Origin of the sequence: Flavobacterium frigoris (genome assembly GCF_900111075.1) — a bacterium.
Lineage (GTDB): Bacteria > Bacteroidota > Bacteroidia > Flavobacteriales > Flavobacteriaceae > Flavobacterium > Flavobacterium frigoris.
Window position 1 is genome coordinate 217608 of sequence record NZ_FOFZ01000002.1, and the last position, 25967, is coordinate 243574.

Annotated in this window: 24 protein-coding genes and 1 tRNA gene; 6 read left to right on the forward strand and 19 right to left on the reverse strand. The window is 34.7% G+C overall.

The window, feature by feature from the left end; all coding sequences use genetic code 11:
- Positions 1 to 41 precede the first annotated feature (41 nt).
- Together BMW63_RS04075 and xrtF are read right to left on the reverse strand one after the other, a co-directional pair.
- Positions 42 to 485, reverse strand: coding sequence for an exosortase F system-associated membrane protein (locus BMW63_RS04075; RefSeq protein WP_074721512.1), 444 nt, complete (start codon positions 483 to 485; stop codon positions 42 to 44).
- Positions 460 to 1011 carry an exosortase family protein XrtF gene (gene xrtF, locus BMW63_RS04080; RefSeq protein ID WP_074721514.1) on the reverse strand — a complete coding sequence of 184 codons (552 nt, stop codon included), beginning with the start codon at positions 1009 to 1011 and terminating at the stop codon, positions 460 to 462. Before xrtF ends, BMW63_RS04075 begins: the two co-directional genes overlap by 26 nt.
- A 72-nt stretch (positions 1012 to 1083) precedes the next feature.
- Between xrtF and BMW63_RS04085 the strand changes: the two genes are divergently transcribed.
- From BMW63_RS04085 to rpe, 5 genes are all read left to right on the forward strand, one after another.
- Positions 1084 to 1545: a GAF domain-containing protein gene (locus tag BMW63_RS04085; protein ID WP_074721516.1), complete on the forward strand. Its 462-nt coding sequence runs from the start codon at positions 1084 to 1086 to the stop codon at positions 1543 to 1545.
- 128 nt (positions 1546 to 1673) lie between these two features.
- Positions 1674 to 1940: a 30S ribosomal protein S15 gene (gene rpsO / locus BMW63_RS04090; protein WP_007137711.1), complete on the forward strand. Its 267-nt coding sequence runs from the start codon at positions 1674 to 1676 to the stop codon at positions 1938 to 1940.
- Positions 1941 to 2114: 174 nt separating this feature from the next.
- Complete coding sequence (locus tag BMW63_RS04095; protein WP_074721518.1) at positions 2115 to 4256, forward strand: polyribonucleotide nucleotidyltransferase; 2142 nt, start codon at positions 2115 to 2117, stop codon at positions 4254 to 4256.
- A gap of 161 nt (positions 4257 to 4417) precedes the next feature.
- Positions 4418 to 5281 carry a sigma-70 family RNA polymerase sigma factor gene (locus tag BMW63_RS04100; RefSeq protein WP_007137700.1) on the forward strand — a complete coding sequence of 288 codons (864 nt, stop codon included), beginning with the start codon at positions 4418 to 4420 and terminating at the stop codon, positions 5279 to 5281.
- A gap of 504 nt (positions 5282 to 5785) precedes the next feature.
- Positions 5786 to 6448: a ribulose-phosphate 3-epimerase gene (rpe, locus tag BMW63_RS04110; protein WP_074721522.1), complete on the forward strand. Its 663-nt coding sequence runs from the start codon at positions 5786 to 5788 to the stop codon at positions 6446 to 6448.
- Positions 6449 to 6510: 62 nt separating this feature from the next.
- Here rpe and BMW63_RS04115 read toward each other — a convergent pair whose 3' ends face one another.
- From BMW63_RS04115 to BMW63_RS04195, 17 genes are all read right to left on the reverse strand, one after another.
- Positions 6511 to 6942, reverse strand: a complete 432-nt coding sequence (locus tag BMW63_RS04115; protein WP_074721524.1) for a CBS domain-containing protein — start codon at positions 6940 to 6942, stop codon at positions 6511 to 6513.
- Positions 6943 to 7253: 311 nt separating this feature from the next.
- Positions 7254 to 8063 (reverse strand): zinc-dependent peptidase, encoded by an 810-nt coding sequence (locus BMW63_RS04120; RefSeq protein ID WP_074721526.1) that lies wholly within the window; start codon positions 8061 to 8063, stop codon positions 7254 to 7256.
- Between the two features lie 109 nt (positions 8064 to 8172).
- Positions 8173 to 8246, reverse strand: a tRNA-Arg gene (locus tag BMW63_RS04125).
- A 70-nt stretch (positions 8247 to 8316) separates the two neighbouring features.
- Positions 8317 to 8766, reverse strand: a complete 450-nt coding sequence (locus tag BMW63_RS04130; protein WP_074721528.1) for a GatB/YqeY domain-containing protein — start codon at positions 8764 to 8766, stop codon at positions 8317 to 8319.
- Positions 8767 to 9114: 348 nt separating this feature from the next.
- Positions 9115 to 11049, reverse strand: coding sequence for a cell division protein FtsZ (ftsZ, locus tag BMW63_RS04135; RefSeq protein ID WP_074721530.1), 1935 nt, complete (start codon positions 11047 to 11049; stop codon positions 9115 to 9117).
- 58 nt (positions 11050 to 11107) lie between these two features.
- Positions 11108 to 12484 carry a cell division protein FtsA gene (ftsA, locus tag BMW63_RS04140; RefSeq protein WP_074721532.1) on the reverse strand — a complete coding sequence of 459 codons (1377 nt, stop codon included), beginning with the start codon at positions 12482 to 12484 and terminating at the stop codon, positions 11108 to 11110.
- A gap of 7 nt (positions 12485 to 12491) precedes the next feature.
- On the reverse strand, positions 12492 to 13214 hold the full coding sequence (locus BMW63_RS04145; RefSeq protein WP_074721534.1) for a cell division protein FtsQ/DivIB: 723 nt from the start codon (positions 13212 to 13214) through the stop codon (positions 12492 to 12494).
- Positions 13201 to 14550, reverse strand: coding sequence for a UDP-N-acetylmuramate--L-alanine ligase (gene murC, locus BMW63_RS04150; protein ID WP_074721536.1), 1350 nt, complete (start codon positions 14548 to 14550; stop codon positions 13201 to 13203). The genes BMW63_RS04145 and murC overlap by 14 nt, the downstream gene beginning before the upstream one ends.
- Positions 14551 to 14568: 18 nt before the next feature.
- A complete protein-coding gene (gene murG / locus BMW63_RS04155) occupies positions 14569 to 15663 on the reverse strand; it encodes an undecaprenyldiphospho-muramoylpentapeptide beta-N-acetylglucosaminyltransferase (RefSeq protein WP_074721538.1) in 1095 nt (364 codons plus the stop codon).
- 46 nt (positions 15664 to 15709) lie between these two features.
- A complete protein-coding gene (locus tag BMW63_RS04160; RefSeq protein ID WP_074721540.1) occupies positions 15710 to 16999 on the reverse strand; it encodes an FtsW/RodA/SpoVE family cell cycle protein in 1290 nt (429 codons plus the stop codon).
- A gap of 39 nt (positions 17000 to 17038) precedes the next feature.
- The gene (murD, locus tag BMW63_RS04165; protein WP_074721542.1) at positions 17039 to 18370 is read right to left on the reverse strand and encodes a UDP-N-acetylmuramoyl-L-alanine--D-glutamate ligase; all 1332 of its coding nucleotides are present in this window, start codon (positions 18368 to 18370) and stop codon (positions 17039 to 17041) included.
- 1 nt (position 18371) lies between these two features.
- Positions 18372 to 19601: a phospho-N-acetylmuramoyl-pentapeptide-transferase gene (gene mraY / locus BMW63_RS04170; protein WP_074721544.1), complete on the reverse strand. Its 1230-nt coding sequence runs from the start codon at positions 19599 to 19601 to the stop codon at positions 18372 to 18374.
- Positions 19602 to 19608: 7 nt separating this feature from the next.
- Positions 19609 to 21072, reverse strand: coding sequence for a UDP-N-acetylmuramoyl-L-alanyl-D-glutamate--2,6-diaminopimelate ligase (locus BMW63_RS04175; protein WP_074721546.1), 1464 nt, complete (start codon positions 21070 to 21072; stop codon positions 19609 to 19611).
- Positions 21069 to 23075 carry a penicillin-binding transpeptidase domain-containing protein gene (locus BMW63_RS04180; RefSeq protein ID WP_074721548.1) on the reverse strand — a complete coding sequence of 669 codons (2007 nt, stop codon included), beginning with the start codon at positions 23073 to 23075 and terminating at the stop codon, positions 21069 to 21071. The genes BMW63_RS04175 and BMW63_RS04180 overlap by 4 nt, the downstream gene beginning before the upstream one ends.
- Positions 23066 to 23413, reverse strand: coding sequence for an FtsL-like putative cell division protein (locus tag BMW63_RS04185; protein WP_074721550.1), 348 nt, complete (start codon positions 23411 to 23413; stop codon positions 23066 to 23068). The genes BMW63_RS04180 and BMW63_RS04185 overlap by 10 nt, the downstream gene beginning before the upstream one ends.
- Positions 23414 to 23419: 6 nt before the next feature.
- Positions 23420 to 24328 (reverse strand): 16S rRNA (cytosine(1402)-N(4))-methyltransferase RsmH, encoded by a 909-nt coding sequence (gene rsmH / locus BMW63_RS04190; protein ID WP_175460255.1) that lies wholly within the window; start codon positions 24326 to 24328, stop codon positions 23420 to 23422.
- Positions 24303 to 24776: a division/cell wall cluster transcriptional repressor MraZ gene (locus BMW63_RS04195; protein WP_074722046.1), complete on the reverse strand. Its 474-nt coding sequence runs from the start codon at positions 24774 to 24776 to the stop codon at positions 24303 to 24305. Before BMW63_RS04195 ends, rsmH begins: the two co-directional genes overlap by 26 nt.
- A gap of 396 nt (positions 24777 to 25172) precedes the next feature.
- Between BMW63_RS04195 and BMW63_RS04200 the strand changes: the two genes are divergently transcribed.
- Complete coding sequence (locus BMW63_RS04200) at positions 25173 to 25937, forward strand: alpha/beta fold hydrolase (protein WP_074721554.1); 765 nt, start codon at positions 25173 to 25175, stop codon at positions 25935 to 25937.
- The last annotated feature ends 30 nt before the right edge of the window (positions 25938 to 25967 follow it).

Genomic DNA, 25967 nt, shown 5'->3' on the forward strand with positions numbered 1-25967 from the left:
TGTCGAGTTAAAAAGTTACAATTAAAGATACTTAAAAAAAACTATTTACTTAGCTTTTGATAATAAAATGCGGGAATAAACAATATCACAAAAATAGGCTGAATAAGAAATCGCCTTACATAAAAAAGCGTCAAATTATCGTGAGCTCCATTGAAGTGAATTGTAACGTAGAATAAAGAAATTAAAACTAGAAAGAAAAAGACATATAGAAAAAAAACAAACTTAATCATTGTAACATCCTGAAAAAGCGCATAAATCAACCCTAATGACAAGATTGTGTTTAACCCATAACGAAGCAGCAACCCCATCAACAACTGAAAAGAATTGTAGGACGGCAATGGCAAGGAGTTATAGTCACTTTTAAAATAATTCAAAAAAGGATCATAAAATAATTGATCTTCATAAGCACGGACCACAGCAAGTAATACTACGAATACCAATCCGAGAACAATTCTTAGCTTATGTGACAGCAGTTGTTTTAGCATATAATGAAAATTTACGTACCCAAATTACCCATAGAAGGAAAACTACCCCATAAATGAATAGTGGAAATAATACACTGTGAAGCAAAGACACCTGCCTAGGAAAATGATAGATTAATACACTCAACATAGCGATACGAATCACATTTAATATATAAATGACTATACTTCCGCCAAAAACAAAAAATAACGTTGGTTTTAACTTCCCTGAAAATGAAACAACAAATGAAATAAATAGAATAATAACACTAATAGCATTACATCCCTCAATTATCCGTGCAACATATTTATGATTATAGAGTAATTTTATAGAAGATCCCATTTTGTTTTCCTCGATAGCTGCATCCGTTGGAAATAAATCCAACAACTGTTCCGTATTCCTAGCAACTACTTTAGTAATAGAATCAATCTTATTATCTTCAAACCTTCTCAAAAAACCTTGATATAATAACGTAAGAATGATATAAGTCAAAAAAAACTTTATTAAAAAAAGCAAAAAGGGTTTATATAAGATAAAATATTTTTTCAAAATCTAATTTTTAACAAATTTATATAATTTTTAAAAGAGACTTTAAATACTTTTGCTTAAAAATTAGAAAATATGACATTTCAAGAATTACAACCAAAGGTAACTGCAATTACAATAAATAACAGTCTTTCCAGAGACGAAAAACTTTTATCAGTTTGCCAGCTTTTAAAAGACAACGTAGACTATTACAATTGGGTTGGATTCTACTTTGCTAATCATGACACAAAAACTTTACATTTAGGCCCCTATGTAGGAGCGGAGACTGATCATACTGTTATTCCTTTCGGTAAAGGAATTTGTGGACAGGTGGCAGTTTCTAATGATAATTTTGTTGTTCCCGATGTAGCGGCACAAGACAATTACATCGCTTGTAGCTTTACAGTAAAGTCAGAAATTGTGGTTCCCTTATTTGTACACGGAAAAAACATTGGTCAAATTGATATTGACAGCCATGTAATAGATCCTTTTACAGAAGAAGACGAATGGTTTTTGGAATTTGTAAATAAAGAGATTGCAAAAACGTTTCTTGTTTAATTCTTTGAGCACTACAGCCGTAAATCTTAGCTAAAAATTATATTGCCATATTGAAAATAAATATTATCTTTGCACCCGTCTTACAATAGCTGTAGGACATACATAAAAATCATTAAACAAATATTGGAATGTATTTAACTAAAGAGATTAAAGAAGAAATCTTCGCTAAACACGGAGAAAAAACAAACACAGGTAAATCAGAAGCTCAAATTGCTTTGTTCACTTTCAGAATTAGCCACCTAACAGAACACTTGAAAAAAAATCGTCACGATTATAACACAGAGCGTTCATTAGTATTGCTAGTAGGAAAAAGAAGATCTTTGTTGGATTACTTGAAAAAGAAAGAAATCAACAGATATCGTGAGATTATCAAAGTATTGGGTATCAGAAAATAATCAATATACTAAAGAGGCGCGAGAGTGCCTCTTTTTGTTTTTACCCCCAAACCCCTAAAGGGGCAAAATTAAGAATAAAAAAAGTTTGGTTTTTCATTGGGTTTTAGGCATTAACTACGCAAACAACAACTACAACACAACTAGAACCCATGTTTAACTAAAAAAAATAAATTTATGATTCCACAATTATTTGTAGAAACTATCGATTTAGGTGATGGCAGAAACATCACAATCGAGACAGGTCGTTTAGCCAAACAAGCAGACGGATCTGTAGTAATTAGAATAGGAAAGACTGTTATTTTAGGAACAGTAGTTTCTTCAAGAAAAGCAAGTCCAGGTATCGACTTTTTACCTCTTACGGTAGATTATCGTGAGAAATTTGCTGCAGCTGGTCGTTTTCCAGGTGGTTTTTTCAAAAGAGAAGCAAGACCAAGTGATAGCGAAGTATTAACAATGCGTCTTGTTGACCGTGTTTTACGTCCGCTTTTCCCTAGTGACTACCATGCCGAAGTTCAGGTAATGATTCAATTAATGTCTTTTGACGAAGATGTAATGCCAGATGCATTAGCAGGTTTAGCAGCATCAGCAGCTTTAGCTCTATCTGACATTCCATTCGAAACATTAATCTCTGAAGCTAGAGTAGGTCGTATCGACGGAAAATTCATCATCAACCCAAGTCGTGCACAATTAGAATTATCAGATATTGATATGATGATTGGAGCTTCTATGGATTCTATCGCAATGGTAGAAGGTGAAATGAAAGAGATTTCAGAAGCAGAAATGCTTAGCGCCATTAAATTTGCTCACGAACATATCAAAAATCAAATTGCTGCACAAGAAAGATTGGTAGCTGCTTTTGGAAAAAAAGAAGTTCGTACTTACGAAGGAGAAAGAGAAGACGAAGCTATTTACGCTAAAGTAAAAGCAGCATCTTACGATAAAATCTACGCTATTGCTAGCAAAGGTTCTTCTAAACAAGAGCGCACTGCTGCATTTGATGAAGTTAAAGAAGAAGTTAAAGCCTTATTTACTGAAGAAGAATTAGCAGTAGATGGCGAATTAGTTTCTAAATATTTCAAAAAAACCAACAAAGAAGCGGTTCGTAACGTAACCCTAGATTTAGGAACACGTTTAGACGGTAGAAAAACTACAGAAATTAGAGATATCTGGTGTGAAGTAGATTACTTACCATCTGTACACGGATCTGCATTGTTTACACGTGGAGAAACTCAAGCATTGGCAACAGCAACTTTAGGAACGTCTAGAGAAGCAAACCAAATTGACTCTCCATCTCAACAAGGTGAAGAAAAATTCTACTTACACTATAACTTCCCTCCTTTCTCAACTGGTGAGGCACGTCCTTTAAGAGGAACTTCTAGAAGAGAAGTTGGTCACGGAAACTTAGCGCAAAGAGCGTTGAAAAACATGATTCCTGCTGATTGTCCTTACACAATCCGCGTCGTATCTGAAGTATTAGAATCTAACGGTTCTTCTTCTATGGCAACAGTTTGTGCTGGAACATTATCATTAATGGATGCTGGTATCCAAATGATTCGTCCCGTTTCTGGAATTGCAATGGGATTAATTACTGACGGAGACCGTTATGCGGTATTGTCTGATATTCTTGGTGATGAAGATCACTTAGGAGATATGGACTTTAAAGTAACTGGAACTTCTGAAGGAATTACAGCTTGTCAAATGGACATCAAGATTGACGGATTGAAGTATGAGATTATGGAAGCAGCATTAGCGCAAGCTCGTGACGGTCGTTTACATATCCTTGGAATATTAATCGAAACTTTAGCAGCTCCAAAAGAAGATGTTAAAGCTTACGCTCCAAAAATCATTACAAGAAGAATTCCTAATGCATTTATCGGTGCTTTGATTGGACCTGGTGGAAAAGTGATTCAAGAATTACAAAAAACTACAGGAACAACAATTGTTATCAACGAAGACCCTGCTACGGAAGAAGGAGTTATCGAAATTTTAGGAACTGATCCTGCTGGAATCGAAGCAGTATTGGCTAAAATCAAGTCGATCACTTTCAAGCCTAAAATGAATGAGTCTTACGAAGTGAAAGTAATCAAAATGTTAGATTTTGGTGCAGTAGTAGAATACCTTGAAGCTCCAGGAAATGAAGTGTTACTTCACGTATCTGAGCTAGCATGGGAACGCACAGAAAATGTTTCTGACGTTGTCAACATGGGCGATGTTTTCCAAGTGAAATACTTAGGTATGGATCCGAAAACAAGAAAAGAAAAAGTGTCAAGAAAAGCACTTATGCCAAGACCTCCACGTGAGGAAAGAAAAGAGTAATCAGATCTTAGTTTACTAAAGGTTCATTTATAAAAAACCCCAATTCATTCATTTGAAATGGGGTTTTTGACTTTTATCAAAATATTTTCATCCTTTTGTAACTTTCTAGCAACTTCATACGTATAATTACTTGTACACTTAAAAACTGAGGACACAAAAACATGAGACAACTTAAAATCACCAAGCAGGTTACCAATCGTGAAACTGCTTCATTAGACAAATATTTACAAGAAATTGGAAAAGTTGACCTTATTACCGCTGACGAAGAAGTAGAATTAGCACAAAAGATTAAAGCCGGGGATCAAAAAGCCCTTGAAAAATTAACAAAAGCAAATTTACGTTTCGTTGTTTCGGTAGCAAAACAATACCAAAATCAAGGATTAACACTTCCTGATTTAATTAACGAAGGAAATCTAGGTCTTATTAAAGCGGCTCAACGTTTTGATGAAACACGTGGTTTCAAATTCATCTCGTACGCTGTATGGTGGATTCGTCAATCGATACTACAAGCTTTGGCAGAACAATCTCGTATCGTTCGTTTGCCTTTAAATAAAATTGGTTCTATCAATAAAATCAACAAAATGTATGCCTTATTAGAGCAATCTAACGAGCGTCCACCATCTGCTGAGGAAATTGCAAAAGAACTAGACATGACAGTAAATGATGTAAAAGAGTCTATGAAAAACTCTGGCCGTCACTTATCAATGGATGCACCTCTTGTTGAAGGAGAAGATTCTAACCTATACGATGTATTGCGTTCCGGTGAATCTCCAAACCCAGACAGAGAATTAATCCACGAATCATTACGTACCGAAATCGAGCGTTCATTAGAAACATTAACTCCAAGAGAGGCTGATGTAGTTCGTTTGTACTTTGGACTTGGTGACCAACACCCAATGACTTTGGAAGAAATTGGAGAGACTTTCGACCTAACTCGTGAGCGTGTACGTCAAATCAAGGAAAAAGCGATCCGTAGATTGAAACATACTTCTAGAAGTAAAATACTTAAAACATACCTAGGTTAAAAATATTCCCCAATTAAAATGGTTAAACTATTAAACATTTTAATTCAAAATGAACAACAGTTTGATTGACTGTTCGTTTTTTGATTGATGATTGAAACTCCGGCTGATTACCGGAGTTTTATTTTTTATCAAAAAAACTCTCGGTCTGTTCGAGCTAAGCTCTCGGGTTTCCGAAGTTTTTTATTATTAGCCCCTACCCCAATAAGGGGAATTGAAAACTGCCGATCTTTTTTATTATTGCAATTGAATTTTGTAAATGCAATTGATTTGGGCGTAACCCTTCGTAAAAACTTCGGGTCGGGCTTTCCATTACAATCTTTTTTATATAATACGCTATCGCTCCATAAATAAAAAAGGATTTCCATTGCAATCCCTTACGCACTAAACGTGCTTCACCCCGAAGTTGTCCACGCAAAAAAACTTTCGCATTTGTTTTAAATAACCTAATTTTGCAGAAACTACAACTAAAGAATCTGAAACAAACTCAGATTAAACAACAACACAATGAAAAACACACTTATTGCACCATCAGTATTGGCAGCCGATTTTGGAAATCTGCAACGCGACATCGAAATGATTAACAATAGCGAAGCAGACTGGTTTCATATTGACATTATGGACGGTGTTTTTGTTCCAAACATTTCTTACGGAATGCCAGTTTTGGAAGCAATTAACAAACACGCTAAGAAAACGATTGATGTACATTTGATGATCGTAGATCCAGACCGTTACATCAAAACTTTTGCCGATTTAGGCGCTAACATTCTTAGTGTACACTATGAAGCTTGTACACATCTTCATAGAACGTTACAGGCCATCAAAGCGGAAGGAATGAAAGCCGGAGTAGCAATCAACCCTCACACTAATATTGACTTATTAGAAGACGTTATCAACGATATCGACTTAGTTTGCATCATGAGCGTGAATCCTGGATTTGGAGGACAATCCTTTATTGAAAATACCTATGCAAAAGTTCAAAAACTAAAAGCTTTAATCACTAGAAAAGGAGCTACAACATTAATTGAAGTTGATGGTGGTGTTACTAACAAAAATGCAAAGCAACTCGTAGAAGCCGGAGCAGATGTTCTGGTAGCAGGAAGCTATGTATTTAAGGCTACAAATCCTACAGAAACTATTGCCGATTTGAAAAAATTGACAGCCATCTAAAAAATGTTTCTTTTATAAAAGAAGAGAAGTCCCGTGCTACAACTTTAGCACGGGACTTCTTTTTATATTTCTTCTTTATACTGATCTAATAAATATTTCATTAAATCTGTTGTAGTAACAATACCCATTAGTATCTCATTCTCACATACAGGTAAAGCATGAAATTCATTTTTAGATAAGATTTCAGCAGCCTGATGTATTGTCGTTTCTGGAGAAATCGCAATTATATCTTTGGCCATTACCTGTTTCACCGCAAACATATTGAACACAACAGATTCGACATTGTTAGCCTCGTCGTCGGCAGCATCTGCATACGAGACTCGCAGCAAATCACTATAACTGAGCATTCCCACTATTATGTCTTTATTCACTACTGGAATATGTCTAATTTTATGCTTTTTAAATAAGGCTTCGGCTTTCGTTAAATCATCAGAAAGATTCAACTTAATAATGTTTTTAGTCATAATAGTCGACACTGGTACATTTTGTTTCATGACATCATAGTTTATAATTACACTTAAATTTACAACTAAAAAAGCAGAGCACAACGAACTTAACTCTTAAATCAAGACATTTGCTTTAATAAAAATGCCCCATACTATTTTAAAAATGTTTTTGTTTAGTCAAGAATTCACTCTAATAAATTAATAGCCCGACAAAATTAGTGGAATTAGTTTTCTTTTAAGTTTTATAATTTGCGCCAATTTGTGAAATTCGTGGCAAATTTTTTTTGTTTTTTTATAAAAATTAAAAGAGAGTGTCATACTTGTAAATAATACTATTAAACATGTCTTAAAAGCTAAATTTATAACTTTGAATCGTTTTCATTAAAATTAATCATATCCCGTACATTAGAATAAAGCTCCGGAAACTCTTCCTTAAAAACTTGTGGCGTCTCAAAGAAATGCTCTAAAATTACTGCCAAAAACTCCACCTTATTTGTATAAGCATATATCCTGAAATAATTGGACAAAACCAGTTTATCTAGTACATTGGGCTGAACTAAATACTCTTGTATTTTGACATAAGCACTCGAAAAAACAACCGCACTTTGATCCCTACTCTTCAAACCATGAAAATACAGCGCATGGCTAAACTCATGTATACCAAGATTAAGATTGTCACTATCATAATAATATCCTTCCTGAAAATCTTTCCAAGAGAAAACTAATGCTTTAAGTCGCGGATTAAACTCTCCCTTATGATACTCATCACGTATTGTAGATAAATAATGTTGTGGATAAATGATTATCTTATCAAAAACAGCAATCAGGTAATGTCGCATCCCAAAAGTCATCATTACATAAGTGGCTGCAATCAGCACTTTACTCTGATCCGTAACAACAAAACCATCCTTGCCAAAAAATGGATACTTTGTAATAAAAGCAGCCATACGATGCTCAAAAAAAAGTTTCCTCTTTTCAGATAACCTTTGATAAAAAGCGCACTCCATTCTTAGAACATCTCGTTGTATAGAACTAAGTTTTCGTCTAAATGGATACCAATGTATATAAAACGGTTTATTAAAAATTAGCACATATAGAGGTTCAAAAACCAATACAGCCATAATAATACCGAGCAATACAATTAGAAAAAATTGAAATATACTAATCATCTTTATTGTCTTTGCTATGTTGTTCCTTCAAAACTATTGTATTTATAAACAAAAAAAAGCAACAAAATAACAAAACTTATATTGTCATTTGTTGCTTCTATAGATGTAGTGGCCGAGACAGGGTTCGAACCTGCAACCCTCAGAGTCGAAATCTGATATTCTATCCAGTTGAACTACTCAGCCATCTAATTTTAGATTATTGATTAACGATTTTAGATTTGTGATTTAAAATCGTTAATCAACAACTTTATTATTAAACCAATAATTTCTTAACTATTGCAGAGATCGTTTTCCCTTCGGCTGTTCCTCCAAGTTGTGCTGAGGCTAATCCCATCACTTTACCCATTGATGCAATTCCTGAAGCTCCCGTTTCTGCGATGATTTTTGCAATCACAACTTCTACTTCAGATTCTGTTAATTGTGCAGGTAAGAATTTTTCGATTACTGCGATTTGTGCCAATTCTGGCTCCGCTAAATCCATACGATTTTGCTCCGTGAAAATTTTAGCGCTGTCCTTACGGGTTTTTACTAACCTTTGAAGCAATTTAATTTCGTCTGCTTCAGTGATTTCCTCTTTTGAACCTGAAGCGGTCTGAGCTAAAAGAATTTCAGATTTAATCGCTCTTAAGGCTTCTAAAGCTACTGTATCCTTAGCTCTCATGGCAGTTTTAATATCGTCCATGATTTGTATTGATAAACTCATATTAATTTATGATTTTAGATTTTAGATTTTAGATTTCCCTTCATACTAAAAAAAACGAACACTGTAAACTGAACACTTTCTATATGCCCCTGATGGTAGTGAAAAGCCTTTTTTGAGAAACTGCATTTTTTCTTGAACTTAAAAAGCGACCAAAGGAAGCTCTTTTAAGGACTTTGAAAAAAGCATTTTCGAGAAAAAGCTTGAAACGACAGCAGGATTAGGGCCCCGCAAATTTAAATAAATTTACTGGAATTAACAAAAAGATTGCTTTGTTCCTGACAATGAAAAAAAAATAACCCGAAAATTAAATTCAATTTTCGGGTTAAATCATATTGGTTTGCGTGTCTATTAATCTACATTGTCATGTAAAAAAGAGTTATTAGAGCGCAACTGTAAATCATTGTTGCTATCAGTCCCAACTGAAATCCTCGAATTTGTATTGTTTGACTGTGTATTTGAGATGTCTATTCCTAATCTTTTATAGGCAGGCTCCCTTTCATACTCATCAATTTTAGATACGTTATTATGAAACTTATAATTGAATTCTTTTAGTTTTTTTCTTCTCTCATCAGCTCTAAGCTTCAAAGTTTCTTCAATTGTCATTTCCATAGGAGAGATTTCCTCTAATCCTGAAGGAGCCTCCGTTGCTGAATCCACTTTTTTCATCGTGATATTTAACTCCGCAGGAATAACTTCTTCCACTACTTTTACAGCTGGTTTAGAACTCGCGAAATTATCCTCGACCTCCATATACTCTTCAAGAGAATATTTGACAATTCCTTTATCTGTTACTTCAGTCACGGGCACAAATTGAACAGGCTGATTCACCTTAATATCACGTGTTTCGTTAGTCAATTCAAACAATAGCTTATCCTCTTCCACTTTTTGTACTGGTTCCGGTCTATGTATTGGTAAATCAAAAGAAAAAGTAGTTTGTTCTTGTCTTTCTATCGCTTTAGGTTGTTGTACCTCTTTTACCTCTGCTACTTTTGGAGAAGTAAAAGTGAAATCAATATCTTTAATAGGAGAAACGATTTCGAAAGTAACATCTAAGTTTTTAATAAACTCAGACATCGCCATCAATTCTTCGTTTCCTGCAACAGGAACTACCGATTGTGGAGTAACAGTGTCTTCTACTAAATCAAAAACAATTCTTTCATCAGAACCTGAAACCGTTTTCTCAGCATTTAAATCAAATGCCGCTACTGTATTTTGCGATAGGTTATGAACACTTCTTTGCTCATCCTCTAGTGTATGAATTATTTTTTTTGGCTCTGTATTTACAATTCCGTTTTGTTGTTCAATGTCAAAACCCGTTGCAATAATAGTAACTGCAATGGCATCACCCAATGTTTCGTCTTCACCAACACCCATAATAATATTGGCATTGTGACCCGCTTCATTTTGAATATGGTCGTTAATTTCCCCTATTTCATCTAAAGTGATTTCATTAGAACCAGAAACGATGAGCAACAATACGTTTTTGGCACCAGTGATTTTATTATCATTTAGTAAAGGAGAGTCTAAAGCAGATATTATTGCCTCTTTAGCTCTGTTTTCACCCTCGGCAGTAGCCGATCCCATTATTGCAGTTCCGCTATTAGACAAAACGGTCTTAGCATCTCTTAAATCGATATTTTGAGTGTAGTGGTGTGTTATTACTTCTGCGATTCCTCTTGACGCAGTAGCCAAAACTTCATCCGCTTTTGAAAACCCAGCTTTGAAACCTAGATTTCCATAAACTTCTCTTAATTTATTGTTGTTGATAACAATTAAAGAGTCTACCTGTTTGCGTAGTTTCTCGATTCCAATTTTAGCTTGTTCTTGACGAACTTTACCTTCAAATAAGAACGGAAGTGTTACAATACCTACAGTAAGAATTTCTCTTTCTTTAGCCAACTGCGCGATTACTGGAGCAGCACCTGTACCGGTACCCCCACCCATTCCGGCAGTTATGAATACCATCTTAGTATTGCGATCCAATAATTTTTCGATATCGACAATACTTTCAATAGCCGATTGTTGTCCTACATCTGGATTTGCACCAGCTCCTAATCCTTCCGTTAAGCCTACTCCTAACTGGATTTTATTTGGCACTGAACTGTTTTGTAATGCCTGAGAATCAGTATTACAAACAATAAAATCCACCCCTTTAATTCCTTGTTTAAACATGTGGTTTACAGCATTACTTCCGCCTCCACCTACACCAATTACTTTGATTACATTTGATTGGTTTTTTGGTAAATCAAATGAAATACTTCCAAATTCTGAGTTGCTCATCATTTTATTTGGTTTTTGATATTAATTATTAATTGTTGTATTTTTAATTTGGGTCGATGCCCTACTCTGCGTTATCTAAAAAATCTTTAATCTTATCGACATAACGATCAAAAAATGATCTTTTTATCTTGTCTCCAGTAGATTCTTCATTCTTCGCTTTACTCGTTGTTTCAACTTCTTCCTCTTCGACCATTCTATCATAATGATCCACAACTGGGGCACGATAAGCAGCTGCTTTTGGCGGAGCTATTTCATCCATTTTGACAGCACTATGTGTTTTATTCTCGATGCTATTCATTACTAATCCTACCGCTGTAGCATATAATGGACTAGAAAATTCTTCGTCTGAATCACCAGCTAAATGCTCGTTTGGATATCCTATTCTGGTATCCATCCCTGTGATGTATTCCACTAACTGCTTAATATGCTTCAATTGAGCACCTCCACCCGTCAGAACGATTCCTGCAATTAATTTTTTGCGAGGATCTTCATGTCCATAGGCTTTGATTTCCGTAAAAACCTGCTCCACAATTTCCACAACACGTGCGTGAATTATTTTTGACAAGTTTTTTAAAGAAATTTCTTTTGGCTCTCTTCCTCTTAATCCAGGAATAGAAACAATTTCATTATCTCTGTTTTCACCGGGCCAAGCGGAACCAAATTTTACTTTTAATAATTCTGCTTGTTTTTCAATAATTGAACATCCTTCTTTTATATCATCAGAAATTACATTTCCTCCAAAAGGAATAACTGCTGTGTGACGTATAATTCCATCTTTAAAAATAGCTAAATCTGTAGTTCCTCCACCTATGTCAATCAAGGCAACTCCAGCTTCTTTTTCTTCCTGACTCAATACAGCGTCAGAGGAAGCTAATGGTTCCAATGTCAATCCTGATAATTCAATTCCTGAACTCTGAATACAACGACCCACATTTCTAATTGAAGAGGCTTGACCAACTACAACGTGAAAACTAGATTCTAGTCTTCCGCCATACATTCCTATAGGCTCTTTGATTTCAGATTGACCGTCAATTTTAAATTCTTGAGGTAAGACATGTATAATTTCTTCCCCTGGCAACATAGCCAATTTATTCACCTGATCAATCAGAAGTTGAATATCAGCTCCTCCTATTACTTCTTCAGGATTATTTCTACTGATATAATCCGTATGCTGAATACTGCGTATGTGTTGACCTGCAATTCCTACTACAACATCCTTAATTTTATAACCTGAGTTATTCTCAGCTTCTTGAATTGCTTGTTGGATTGACTGAATGGTTTGCGTAATATTATTCACTACTCCCCTGGCAACACCTAAACTTTTAGATTTACCAACTCCTAGAATCTCCAACTTACCATATTCGTTTTTCTTGCCTATCATGGCAACAATTTTGGTTGTCCCAATATCTAGACCCACTGCAACATTCTCTTTTTCCATTATCTATTTATTTAGTGCAAACTACTTGTTTTGTAAATCTCAGGTCTATTTTTTTATATTTATACAACGAACTGTCTAAAACTGCTTTTTGAAAAAAAGCCTTATAATCTTTGAATTTTTGTTCCATATCTGCGGAATTTCCAAAATCAATCTCATATTTATAATTCCTATTCAGCATTTTCAACCTTCCATTGTGCATAATTTCAACAGCAATGATGTTTTTTTTCAAAAAATCATCATCATAAATAACCCGAAATAATTGGGCGTATTTTTCGGTATTATTTCTATTAATCATCCCTGAAACAAGTGGAACTCTGGCCGTAAAATTATTTGACAATGGCATTACACTCCCTTCATAATCAATATAAAAAGAGTCATTCCCGTCAAAAACCCTTGCTACCGGAGTCTTTTGTTTTACTACTGCTTTTAGAACACCATCAATACTCACAAATACATCTGATTTCTCAATCATCTTATTTGAATTCAGTCTTCTCTCTAGCTCATTCAAAGCTACTTCATCTTTTCCAATGCTTGAAGCGTTCTTATTATTTTCTATTAACAATTTATTAACCGTTTCTCTTTTTACAAAAAGAGCATTATCTCCAACAAAAACAACTACAGATTTAGTGAGTTTTCTTTTTTCATTTCGATTTGAAGTAAATGAAAAAAGGAAAATCACAACCCCAATCATGAGCACTAATCTCGTATTTGTCCAGTTAAATATTTTCATTGAGCACTTTTTTAATTGACCCTACTAATTCTCCAATATCTCCTGCTCCTATCGTCACGATTATTTGAGCATCACTCTCCAGAATAGTTCCTATCACGTTCTCTTTTGAAACTAATTTCTTATTTTTATTATCTACCTTACCCAATAACCATTCCGATGTTATTCCTTCCATCGGTAATTCACGAGCAGGATAAATATCCATCAACAAAAGCTCGTCAAATTGAGATAGACTCTTGGCAAAATCATCCGCAAAATCTTTTGTTCTGCTGAACAAATGGGGCTGAAATACCGCAAGAATCTTCTTATCGGGATATAATTCTCTAACCGCTTGATAGACAGCATTAATCTCAGTAGGATGATGTGCATAATCATCGATATACACTAAATCATCCGTTTTTATTTGATAAGAAAATCGTCTTCTTATCCCTTTAAATGAAGCTAAAGCTATTGCAATAGCATCGGTTGGGGTGCCGAAATTTATTGCCATTGCTATAGCCATTAGAGCGTTCATTAAATTATGTTTTCCCGGCAATCCAAAACGAAAATCTTTTAAAATTCCATTTGGCGTTTTTACATCAAAGATGTAACTCCCATTATCAATTCTAACATTTATAGCACTATAAACAGCATCTTCATTGACCGCCACAGTAACTCCTTCTAGAGGCAACTCTTTAGTTATAAATAATCTGCTTTTATCTTCTACTTTGTTTGCAAACTCCACAAATGATTCTTCTATCGCATCACTAGTCCCATAAATATCTAAATGATCTGCATCCATTGATGTAATACAAGCAATATTGGGGTGCAAATGCAAAAATGAACGGTCAAATTCATCAGCCTCAACTACGGTAACTGTTTTTCCGTCTCCTACCAAATTCGAATTATAATTTTCAACTATTCCTCCTATAAAAGCAGTAACATCTGCGCCGCTGTCATATAAAATATGACCTAAAATACTGGATGTAGTTGTTTTCCCGTGCGTTCCCGCAACCGCAAAACAAAACGTATCCTTAGTTACTATCCCTAGAACTTCTGCTCTTTTCTTAATATGATATTCACGCTCTTTAAAATAGTTCCATTCTGAATGTGTTCCAGGAACAGCAGGCGTAATAATAACTAAAGTATTTTCGACAAAATAATCTTTGGGAACCAAATCAATACTGTCTTCAAAATGAATTGCAATACCACTCTCTATCAATTCTTTTGTCAAAGTCGTAGGGGTTTTATCATAACCCGCAACTTGTTTCCCAATATTTTTAAAATACCGAGCCAAAGCACTCATTCCGATGCCACCGATGCCGATGAAGTAGACGTTATGTATTTGGTTTAAGTTCATATTGATTTAACTATGTTTTTATTTGTTTTTAATTAGTTTCACAATTTCGTCAACAATTTGTTTTGTCGCTTTCGGCATTGCTAACTGTTTAATATTTTCACTTAATTGATTTTGCTTTCCTTTATCTTTTAATAATGCTTCAAAAACCAAGCTAAACTCTGCATCAAGCTCAGATTCTTTCAATAAAAGTGCCCCTTTTTTATCAACAATAGCTTTTGCATTTTTAGTTTGATGATCTTCAGCTACATTAGGCGAAGGGATAAATAATACTGGCTTCCCTACAATACATAACTCTGACACTGACGATGCTCCCGCTCTGGAAATAATAACATCTGCAGCTGCGTACACAAAATCCATTCTTTCGATAAAAGCGACAACCTGAACAGTATTTGAATTGTATTTTTTATAATCCTCAAAATACAATTTCCCACATTGCCAGATTATCTGCACCTCTTGGTTTTGAATATTTTCTAATTCTTTTTCGATCAACTGATTTACTCTTCTTGCGCCAAGGCTTCCGCCAAGAACCAATAGTGTTTTTTTAGTAGCATCTAAATTAAAGTACTCAATAGCAGCTACTCTTTTACTTTCAATGTCAATTAAATCCTCACGAACAGGATTCCCTGTCAAGACCATTTTATCTTTGGGAAAAAATCGTTCTAAATTTTCATATGCAACACAGATTGCATCCGCTTTTTTACTTAATAACTTATTCGTAATTCCCGGAAATGAATTTTGTTCTTGAATCACCGTAGGAATTTCCATCATACTAGCCATTTTCAATAATGGTCCGCTAGCAAAACCACCGGTTCCAATCACTACATCCGGTTTAAACTCTTTTATGATTTGTTTTGCTTTCCATAAACTATCTACTAATTTCAATGGAAACATCATGTTTTCTAAAGTTATTCTTCTTTGTAAACCCGCAATCCACAATCCTTTAATTTGGAAACCGGCTTGAGGTACTTTTTGCATTTCCATTTTATCTTTGGCACCCACAAAAAGAAATTCAGCATCAGGAAAGCGTAATTTTAATTCATTGGCAATAGCAATCGCAGGATAGATATGACCACCTGTTCCTCCACCACTTAATATGAATTTATATTGCCTCATTATATTGAAATTATTTAATTTTAAATTATTTTATCCCTTAAAAATATTATCTATTCAAAACTGCGCTCATTGGGTTTGCCGCTTTGTCTGTAATCGAATAATCCTCTATGACTTCCTTTTCTGAATCTAATTCGGCATCGATTAGTTTTTGAAGCGCTTCTTCACGCTTAGCGGCAGTCTTCAGTTCTTCCTCAATTTCTTCGTCTTTCTTCGTCACACTTATAATGATTCCCAGCGCAAAACAAGTCATCCAAATCGAACTACCTCCACTACTTATCAATGGCAACGTCTGACCCGTTACCGGCAACAACTCTACCGCGACGGCCATATTAACCATAGCTTGAAAAATCATCGGAAAACCGAGACCCACAACAACTAACTTTCCAAAAAGTGTATTGGCCTTATGCGAAGCAATCACGAATCGAAACAACAATAATAAATATAAAATAAGAACTAGAAAACCACCTACAAGACCATATTCTTCTACTATAATGGCATAAATAAAATCAGACGAGGATTGCGGTAAAAAATTCTTCTGAACACTTTTACCAGGACCCAGTCCATATATTTTACCCGATGCTATAGCAATTTTTGCTTTCTCAATTTGGTAATCATCTTCATCAGGTTTGTCTGAACTGAAATTTTCGATTCTGCTTTCCCAAGTTGTTACTCTACTAAAAAATCGCGAGTCAGGAAAAGCTTTAGCTACAAGAACAAAAAAAGCAAGAAATAGAATTCCAGAACCTATAATAGCTCCAATATATTTTAATGGGTATTTTCCAATAAACACCAACATGAGTATCATTGCAAAAATTAATGCGGTAGTCGAGAAATTGGCCGGTAAAATTAGAATCAAAGTAATAAACACAGGCAACCAAAGCTCCCATAACGAGACCTTAAAAGTAATTGGCTCTTCTCTAGTTTTAGACAAATATCTAGCGACAAATATGAATAAGACAACAGATGCCAAAGTGGAAGTCTGGAATGATATTCCTATAAAAGGAACTTGAATCCATCTACTGGCATTTGCTCCAGCGATCACGGTTCCTTTGACTAATGTATAAAGCAACAAAATCCAAACAACTGGCAATGCCACTTTAGATATTGCTCTAAAATAATGATATGGCACTCGGTGTACAAGAAAAATAATTAGAAAACCAATACATATATGTGCTAAATGCTTTACCAAATAACCCAAGGTATTTCCTGTTCCATGTCCTAAATAAGCCAAATTACTACTCGCACTAAAAACAGGCATAAACGAAAACAAAGCTAATAAAGCCACGAATGACCATATTACTTTATCTCCTTTTAGATTGCTTATTAGTTGTTTCATTTTTATTATTTTATTTCCAAAAAAGACATTGTCATTCGACTATAGATTATGAACCGCTTGTTTAAATTGATTTCCTCTATCTTCATAATTCTCAAACAAATCAAAACTAGCACAGGCAGGTGACAATAAAACGGCATCCCCTTTTTCTGTTAATCGTTGTGCCATTCTAACAGCATCATTCATATTCGTAACTTCAACCATCATATCAACAACGTTACCAAAAGCATCAATTATTTTTTTATTATCAACTCCAAGACAAATGATAGCTTTCACTTTTTCACGTACTAATGACATTAATTCATTGTAATCATTTCCTTTATCAACACCTCCAACAATCCAAACTGTTGGCATGTTCATACTGTCCAATGCAAAAAAAGTAGCGTTTACATTAGTCGCTTTGGAATCATTGATATATTGTACATTCTGGATCTTCAATACTTTCTCAAGACGGTGCTCCACTCCTTGAAAATTAGATAAACTTTCACGGATTGTTGCTTTTCTTATTTGCATCAATTTTGCCACAGAGGTTGCTGCCATTGCATTTTTCATATTATGTTTTCCTTCTAATGCAATAGATTCTGTTTCCATTAAAAATTCATCTTGATTGATTTTTACTTCCATTTTATTGTTTTGTATAAAGGCTCCTTCGTTGAATGTTTTTGTCAATGAAAAAGGGATTAGTTTTGCTTTCGTTTTATTGTTTTCTAACCATGTTGTTATGGCTTCATCATCTGCGTCATAAATGAGGTAATCATCCTCGGTTTGATTCATTGTGATTCTGAACTTTGAATTAATATAATTTTGATAATTATATTCGTATCGATCTAAATGATCCGGACTAATATTCGTAATAATAGCAATGTGCGGTTTGTAATCCACGATTCCGTCCAACTGGAAACTACTCAATTCAAGTACGTACGAATCGTAGGTGTCATCTACAACTTGCTCAGCAAAACTTTTACCTATATTTCCGCCTAATCCTACATTTAATCCTGCCGATTTAAGCAAGTGATAGATTAACATAGTTGTTGTCGTCTTTCCGTTGCTTCCCGTAATTCCAATTGTAACTGCTTTTGTGAAAGGAGCCGCAAACTCTATTTCAGAAATTACCGGAATTCCTTTTTCAATCAATTTTTTAACAATCGGAGCTTTCTCTGGAATCCCTGGACTTTTCATGACTACATCAGCATTTAGAATTAAATCCTCTGTATGTCTTTCCTCTTCCCAATCAATACCGTTACTTATAAGAACTTCCTTGTAATTGTTTTTTATTTTTCCAAAATCAGATACAAAAACATCATATCCTTTTTTCTTACCTAAAATGGCAGTACCTACTCCACTTTCTCCTCCTCCTAAAACTACTAGTCTCATACTATCTTAATTTTAGAGTAATAATCGAAAGTATCGCTAACAATATCGCTACAATCCAAAATCGGGTTACAATCTTACTTTCATGATATCCCTTCTTTTGATAGTGATGATGCAACGGCGCCATCAGGAAAATCCTTCGGCCTTCGCCAAAGCGTTTTTTGGTATATTTAAAATAACTAACCTGCAATACCACAGATAAATTTTCGACTAAAAAAACACCACATAATAGCGGAATTAATAATTCTTTACGAACCGCAATTGCCAGCACCGCGATAATCCCACCGATAGTCAGACTTCCAGTATCACCCATAAACACCGATGCCGGATAGGAATTGTACCAAAGAAACCCAATAAGCGATCCCACAAATGCCGCAATAAACACCGTCATTTCTCCTGAATTAGGGATATACATGATATTTAAATAATTAGAGAAAATAATATTTCCGGAAACGAAGGTGAAAATCCCCAATGCTAAAACCGATATCGCCGAGGTGCCCGCAGCGAGTCCATCGATTCCGTCTGTTAAGTTTGCTCCGTTTGAAACCGCTGTGATGATAAAAATAACAACTGGGATAAAAATTGCCCAGGCCCATTTTTCATATCCTTCACCCGTCCAAGCCAATAATTCCGCATAGTCGAATTCATTATTTTTAAAAAACGGAATTGTAGTGGCTGTAGATTTTTCTTCAACTGGACTTTCGGTGATAACCGTTTCTGTTGTGGTTCTAAAAACATCTCCTTTTCCTGTATCCGTTCTCACGGTTACTGCAGGACTAAAATAAAGAACAGTCCCAACAATAAGACCTAACCCCACTTGTCCAAAAACTTTAAAAATCCCTTTTAATCCTTGCTTGTCTTTTTTAAATATTTTGATATAGTCATCTACAAACCCAATTGTTCCCATCCACAAAGTTGTTACAATCAGCAACAAAATGTAAATGTTTTGTAGTTTTGCAAACAGCATAACAGGCACCAGAATAGCAAATATGATGATTAAACCTCCCATAGTTGGCGTCCCCGCTTTTTCATTTTGACCCGCTAATCCCAATTCACGAACCGTCTCCCCCACTTGCTGATTTTGCAAAAAACGGATGATTCTTTTTCCATAAACTGTAGACAATAGCAAAGAAAGTATAAAGGCTAATGCCGATCTAAATGTTATGTATTGAAACACTCCAGTCCCTGGAATATTTAATGTTTTGTCTAAGTATTCAAATAAATAATACAGCATATTTTTACTATTTATGAAGTTGTTCTAATATCTCTTTCACTATTTTCATGTCGTCAAAATCATGACGCACACCATTGATTTCCTGATAGGTTTCATGTCCTTTTCCTGCAATCAAAATAATATCGTTTGGCTGCGCCAATTGACAAGCTGTTTTTATAGCTTGCTTTCTGTCCGTTATCGCCAATACTTTTTTATAATTCTCTGCCGCAACACCTACTTCCATCTCCTGGATAATCGTATCTGGATTTTCATTTCTTGGATTATCAGACGTAAGAATTACTTTATCACTCAATTCAGAGGCGATAGTCGCCATAATTGGTCGTTTGGTTTTATCTCTGTTTCCACCGCAACCTACAACAGTAATCAACTGCTCATTTTTAGTTCGAATATCATTAGTTGTTTTCAAAACATTCTCCAGCGCATCAGGAGTATGAGCATAATCGACAATTACTGTGATATTTGTAGTAGAAACAATGTATTGAAATCTTCCTGAAACACTTTCTAGCTCAGACAATAAACGAAGTGTTTCTAAACTGTCCATTCCTAATTCAACTGCAGTTCCATAAATTGCCAAAACATTATAGGCATTAAAAGTTCCTATTAGTTTAACCCAAATTTCATTCCCATCAATCTTCAAAAGCAAACCTGACAATTGATTTTCGAGAATCTGAGCTTTATAATCTGCGTATGATTTTAAAGCATAAGTTCGTTTATTCGCTACTGTATTTTGCAACATTACAGCACCATTTTTATCATCAACATTAGTTAAGACAAAAGCATTTTTTGGAAGGTTGTCAAAAAATGATTTTTTCACATCTCTATATTCAGCAAAAGTGGGATGGTAATCCAAATGATCATGTGATAAATTAGTAAAAACTCCACCTACGAAATGCAATGCTTCTGTTCGCTTTTGATGAATCCCGTGAGAACTCACTTCCATAAAACAATACTCAACACCTGCATTTCTCATTTCTGCTAAATAATGATTAATAGTGATTGAATCTGGCGTAGTATGTGTGGCTTTGTATTCGATTTCATCAACCAATATCTTAACAGTAGAAATCAATCCTACTTTAAAACCTGCTTTTTTGAATAATTGATATAATAAAGAAGCGATAGTAGTCTTCCCGTTTGTTCCGGTAATACCAACCAACTTTAAATTTTCAGATGGATTTCCAAAATAATTAGCCGCCATGAAGGCCAATGCTTTATTGGTGTCTTTCACCTGTATGTATGTGATTCCTTTTTCGAAATTTTCTGGAAAAGTATCACAAACGATTGCTATAGCCCCTAATTCGATTGCTTTTTGAATGAACTCATGTCCATCTGAAACAGAACCACGTATAGCTACAAAAATGTCGTTCTTTTCAATTTTTCTTGAATCAAATTCGATTTTACCTACAGCAACTTCAGCCGAACCATGTACGGCTTCGATTGTAACTTTGTATAATATGTCTTTTAGTATAATCACAGTAATTCTAATGTTATAGTTGTGTTATTTATTATATTGTGACCCGCTTGAAGCGATTGTGTCGTAACCTTCCCTTTACCAACTACTTTTACTTTTAAATGCAAATTTTCTAATAAAGCAATTGCATCCATTGCAGGCATACCTTTTACATTTGGAATTAGCTGCTGTGGCTTTTGTAATTTAGCAAAATAGTTGTTGTAATTATTTTCTTGTTTTGGGACTTTTCTGTTTATGTTTTTTATTTCATTTGTCGATGGCACATCTGTAAAAATCTTTTGTGCAATTCTTTTAAAAACAGGCCCCGCAACATCGGCTCCATAATAATTATTTTTTGCTGTATTAGGTTTATGTACTACTACAATACATGAATATTTAGGATGATCTGCTGGAAAATATCCAACAAAAGAAGACGCATAATACAAGGCAGACTTTCCTTCTTTCCCACCATAATTCATCTGAACTGTTCCTGTTTTTCCTGCCATAGAAAAATCTTTCGAATATAATTTAGAACCCGTTCCTTTTTTAACAACATTCTGCAAGACAGCCTTTAATTTTCTAATTGTCTCTGGCGAACAAACCTTTGCATTAATCACTTCTGTATCGAATTTCTTAATTGTTTTGTTCCATTCTTTAATTTCGGAAACAAACTGCGGCTTTACCATTACTCCATTATTTGCTACAGAGTTATAAAATGCCAATGTCTGCATTGGAGTAACTGAAACTTCGTATCCAAATGCCATCCACGGAAGTGAAATTCCTGACCAGCTTTTATCGCCAGGATGTGGAATAATCGGTTTTCCTTCTCCTTTAAGATCCAATCCTAAAGTTTTATCCAAACCAAAATTTCTAATATGATTTACAAATTTTGATGGATTGCTTTTGTAATTCTCATAAACCGCCTGAACCATAACTGTATTTGATGAAAGTTCAAATCCACGAGCTAACGAAATTTTCCCATAACCACCCGTATGTGAATCGCGTACAGATCTTCCATAATACTTAACTATACCTCCATGACTATCATAAACCGTACTCGTATCAGCTACCTTGTCTTCTAGAATTGCCATTAAATCAACTAATTTAAACGTCGACCCTGGTTCGTGGGATTCAGCAACGGCATAATTAGTAGTTTCATAATAAGTTCCATCATCGGCTCTGCCTAAATTAGAAATAGCTCGTACTTTTCCAGTTTCGGTTTCCATTACCACGACACAACCATGATCTGCCTCATACTCTTGCAATTGTTTTAATAAAGCATGATGTGCAATATCTTGTATGTAAACATCTATAGTTGAGATTACATCGTAGCCGTCTTGCGGATCCACTTCGTTAACATCACGAATGGGTTTCCACTGTCCTTTTGCTATTTTTTGTTTCAGAATTTTACCGTCTTTACCATTCAAATATTTTCTATACGCCCATTCGATTCCTTTACCGTCATAAGTCCCTGCAGGAGTCATTCTTTCATAGCCAATTGTACGTTCGGCAATTTTACCTATTGGATGTTCCCTAACCGTTTTTTGTTCGATGATAATTCCACCTTTATATGCACCTAATTTAAACAAGGGAAATCCTTTAATTTTTATATAATCTGTATAACTCAAATCCCGGGCAATTAAGTAATAACGATTATTATTTGCTCTCGCTCTTCTCAGTTCATTTTGATAAAAACTACTTGATTTACCCAAAACGAATGCCAGCGAATCAGATAGTGACTGAACATTCTTCTCAAATATTTCCATTTTTGGCGCTAAAGCATCGAAACGTATTTCATAATTAGGAATTGAAGTTGCCAATAAGCTTCCATCCGAGGAATAAATATTTCCTTTATTTGAAGGAATAACAAAATTTTTAACCGTTCTCTCTTTGGCTAATTTCCTATAATAATCCCCTTCAACCCACTGAATATTAGTTAATTTAATAGCAATAGCGATCGCTACCAAAAAGATAGCAAATGCAACGAGATAGATTCTATATGATATGTGTTTATCTTCTACTGCCATATTTTTTTTAGAAAAGTTTTCTCTTCTTCTTTTTTTACTTTTATTTTAATTGGAGGAACAGTCGATGGGAAAATTTGTTTTTCCATCATTTTTTCAGAAACAGTAGATTCCATTTTCAACTTCATCAACTGAGAACGTCTATCAACAAATTCGGATCTTAATTCTTTCACTTCGGTTGTTAATTTGGCAATTTTAAAAACTTTTTGTTCAAAACGCTGCGTATTAGCAATCATGATTATCGCTAAAAGAATAAGAAAAACGATAAAACGCCAATTTTTCATCGCGTCATCATCGATTAGAAATCTCGCTTTTAATATGTTATAAACACCGTTTTTCATTCTGAATTATATCTTTTCTGCTATTCTTAATTTAGCACTACGAGCTCTATTATTTAACTTTATCTCTTCTTTGTCTGGCACTATTAGCTTCCCGATCGTCTTAAACGGCACAGAAAAATTACCATAAAAGTCGCGCTCAGGCTCGCCTTCAAACATCCCGTTTTTTACATATCGCTTCACCAATCTATCTTCTAATGAGTGATATGAAATAACGCTTAATCGACCTCCTGGTTTTAACACTTCTAATGACTGCTCCAAGAATTCTTTTAGAACATCCATTTCTTGATTTACCTCAATTCGAATAGCTTGATAGATTTGAGCTAGTATTTTATTTCTTACTCTCTCTGGTAAATATTTTGCCAAAACCTCCTTTAACTCATCGGTAGTCTTAATAAGCTGTACTTCTCTAGCCTCAACAATGGTCCTTGCCAAAACAGGAGCATTTTTCAATTCTCCATAATCCAAAAACACTCTCTTTAAGTCTGCCTCGTCATATTCATTAACTACTTTGTAAGCATTTAAGTCATTTTTTTGACTCATTCTCATATCCAATCCAGCATCAAAACGAGTAGAAAAACCCCTTTCTGCAACATCAAATTGGTGAGAGGAAACTCCCAAATCAGCTAAAATTCCATCCACACTTTTCAAACCGTAAAAACGCAAGAAACGTTTGATGAATCTAAAATTCTCGTTAATAAGCGTAAATCGCTCATCTGGTAAAGCATTTGCCAAAGCGTCCTCATCCTGATCAAAAGCAAACAATTTCCCGTTTGGCCCTAACCTACTTAATATTTCTTTCGAATGCCCTCCTCCACCGAAGGTTACATCTACATACACGCCATCAGGCTTGATATTTAAACCATCTACTGATGCTTGAAGCAAAACCGGATTATGATATTCCATTGTCGTCGTCATTTATATTTCCCATTACCTCTTCTGCTAAATCTGCAAAATCTACGTCTTCACCATTTATCGATGTCTCGTATAAATCTTTGTCCCAAATCTCCACTATGTTAACAGCGGAAGAAAACACAACCTCTTTAGTAATACTACCAAAAGCCACTAAATCTTTAGGGATCAGCAGTCTCCCTAAAGAATCTATTTCTACCACTTTTACACCCGCGGTGAATCTTCGAATAAAATCATTATTCTTCTTTACAAAGCGATTTAACTTATTGATTTTTGCCATCATCACATTCCATTCTTCCATAGGATATAATTCCAAACAAGGCTGAAAAACAGAACGCTTCAAAACGAAACCGCTTTGAAGGGAAAGTGTCAATTGCTTTTTCAAAGGCGCCGGCAACAGCACCCTTCCTTTAGCATCGACCTTACATTCATATGTTCCAACAATTGTATTCAAAAGAATAGTTTTAAAATGATATAGAGCAAAAATATGAAAAATATCACCACTATCTACCACTATCTACCACTTTGTTAATAAGTTTAACCACATCCAAGCAAAATACCTTAGAGGCAAGACTCACAGACTGTCAGACTATTAGCTATTTTATAAGTTATTCACAACAAAGTTTAAACTATGTAAATTCCGACCTGATTATTTTCAAAATTTTAACTAAAACACCTTTTTACTTACAATAGAAAAACACCTTAAAAAGAACTTTTTTTATATAATATTCACGCTCTTAATGACAAATAAGTTCAAAAGGCATTAATAGGAGCAAAAAATGTTTTCAAAAATTCTTTTTAATTTTTTAAATACTATATTTGTGAAAATTGAAAATCCGTATTCAAAAACATGGAAAAAAACTATAAGAAGGAAGGTAAATACAGCTATTATGAAGCTGGAGAAGGAACGCCAATTGTAATCTTACACGGGCTAATGGGGGGATTGAGTAATTTTGATGCCGTAGCCAGTCATTTTTCTGAAAAAGGATACAAAATTGTTATTCCGGATCTACCTATCTATACCCAAAATATTTTAAAAACAAACGTAAAAAGTTTCGCTAAATACGTTAAGGATTTTATCACTTTTAAAGGATTTGACAGAGTAATTCTTCTTGGGAATTCACTTGGAGGACATATTGCTTTATACCATACAAAAATGTACCCTGAAAAAGTGGCAGGACTTGTAATAACAGGAAGTTCCGGATTGTATGAAAGCGCCATGGGCGATAGTTATCCAAAAAGAGGTGACTATGAGTATATCAAGAAAAAAGCTGAAGACGTATTCTACGACCCTGCAATTGCTACACCAGAATTAATTGACGAAGTTTACGCAACAGTTAACGACAGAATAAAACTGATCAAAACATTAACAATTGCCAAAAGTGCTATTCGTCATAATATGGCGAAAGATCTTCCAAAGATGCATGTACGAACTTGTATTATTTGGGGTAAAAACGACAAAGTAACCCCTCCGGATGTTGCTGAAGAATTTAATAAATTATTACCCAACTCAAGCTTATACTGGATTGACAAATGTGGTCACGCAGCAATGATGGAACATCCAGAAGAGTTCAATCGTTTGCTTGAAGAATGGCTAACTAAATCCAATTTATAAGTACCTCTCTTCCATAAAAGAAGTTTTATA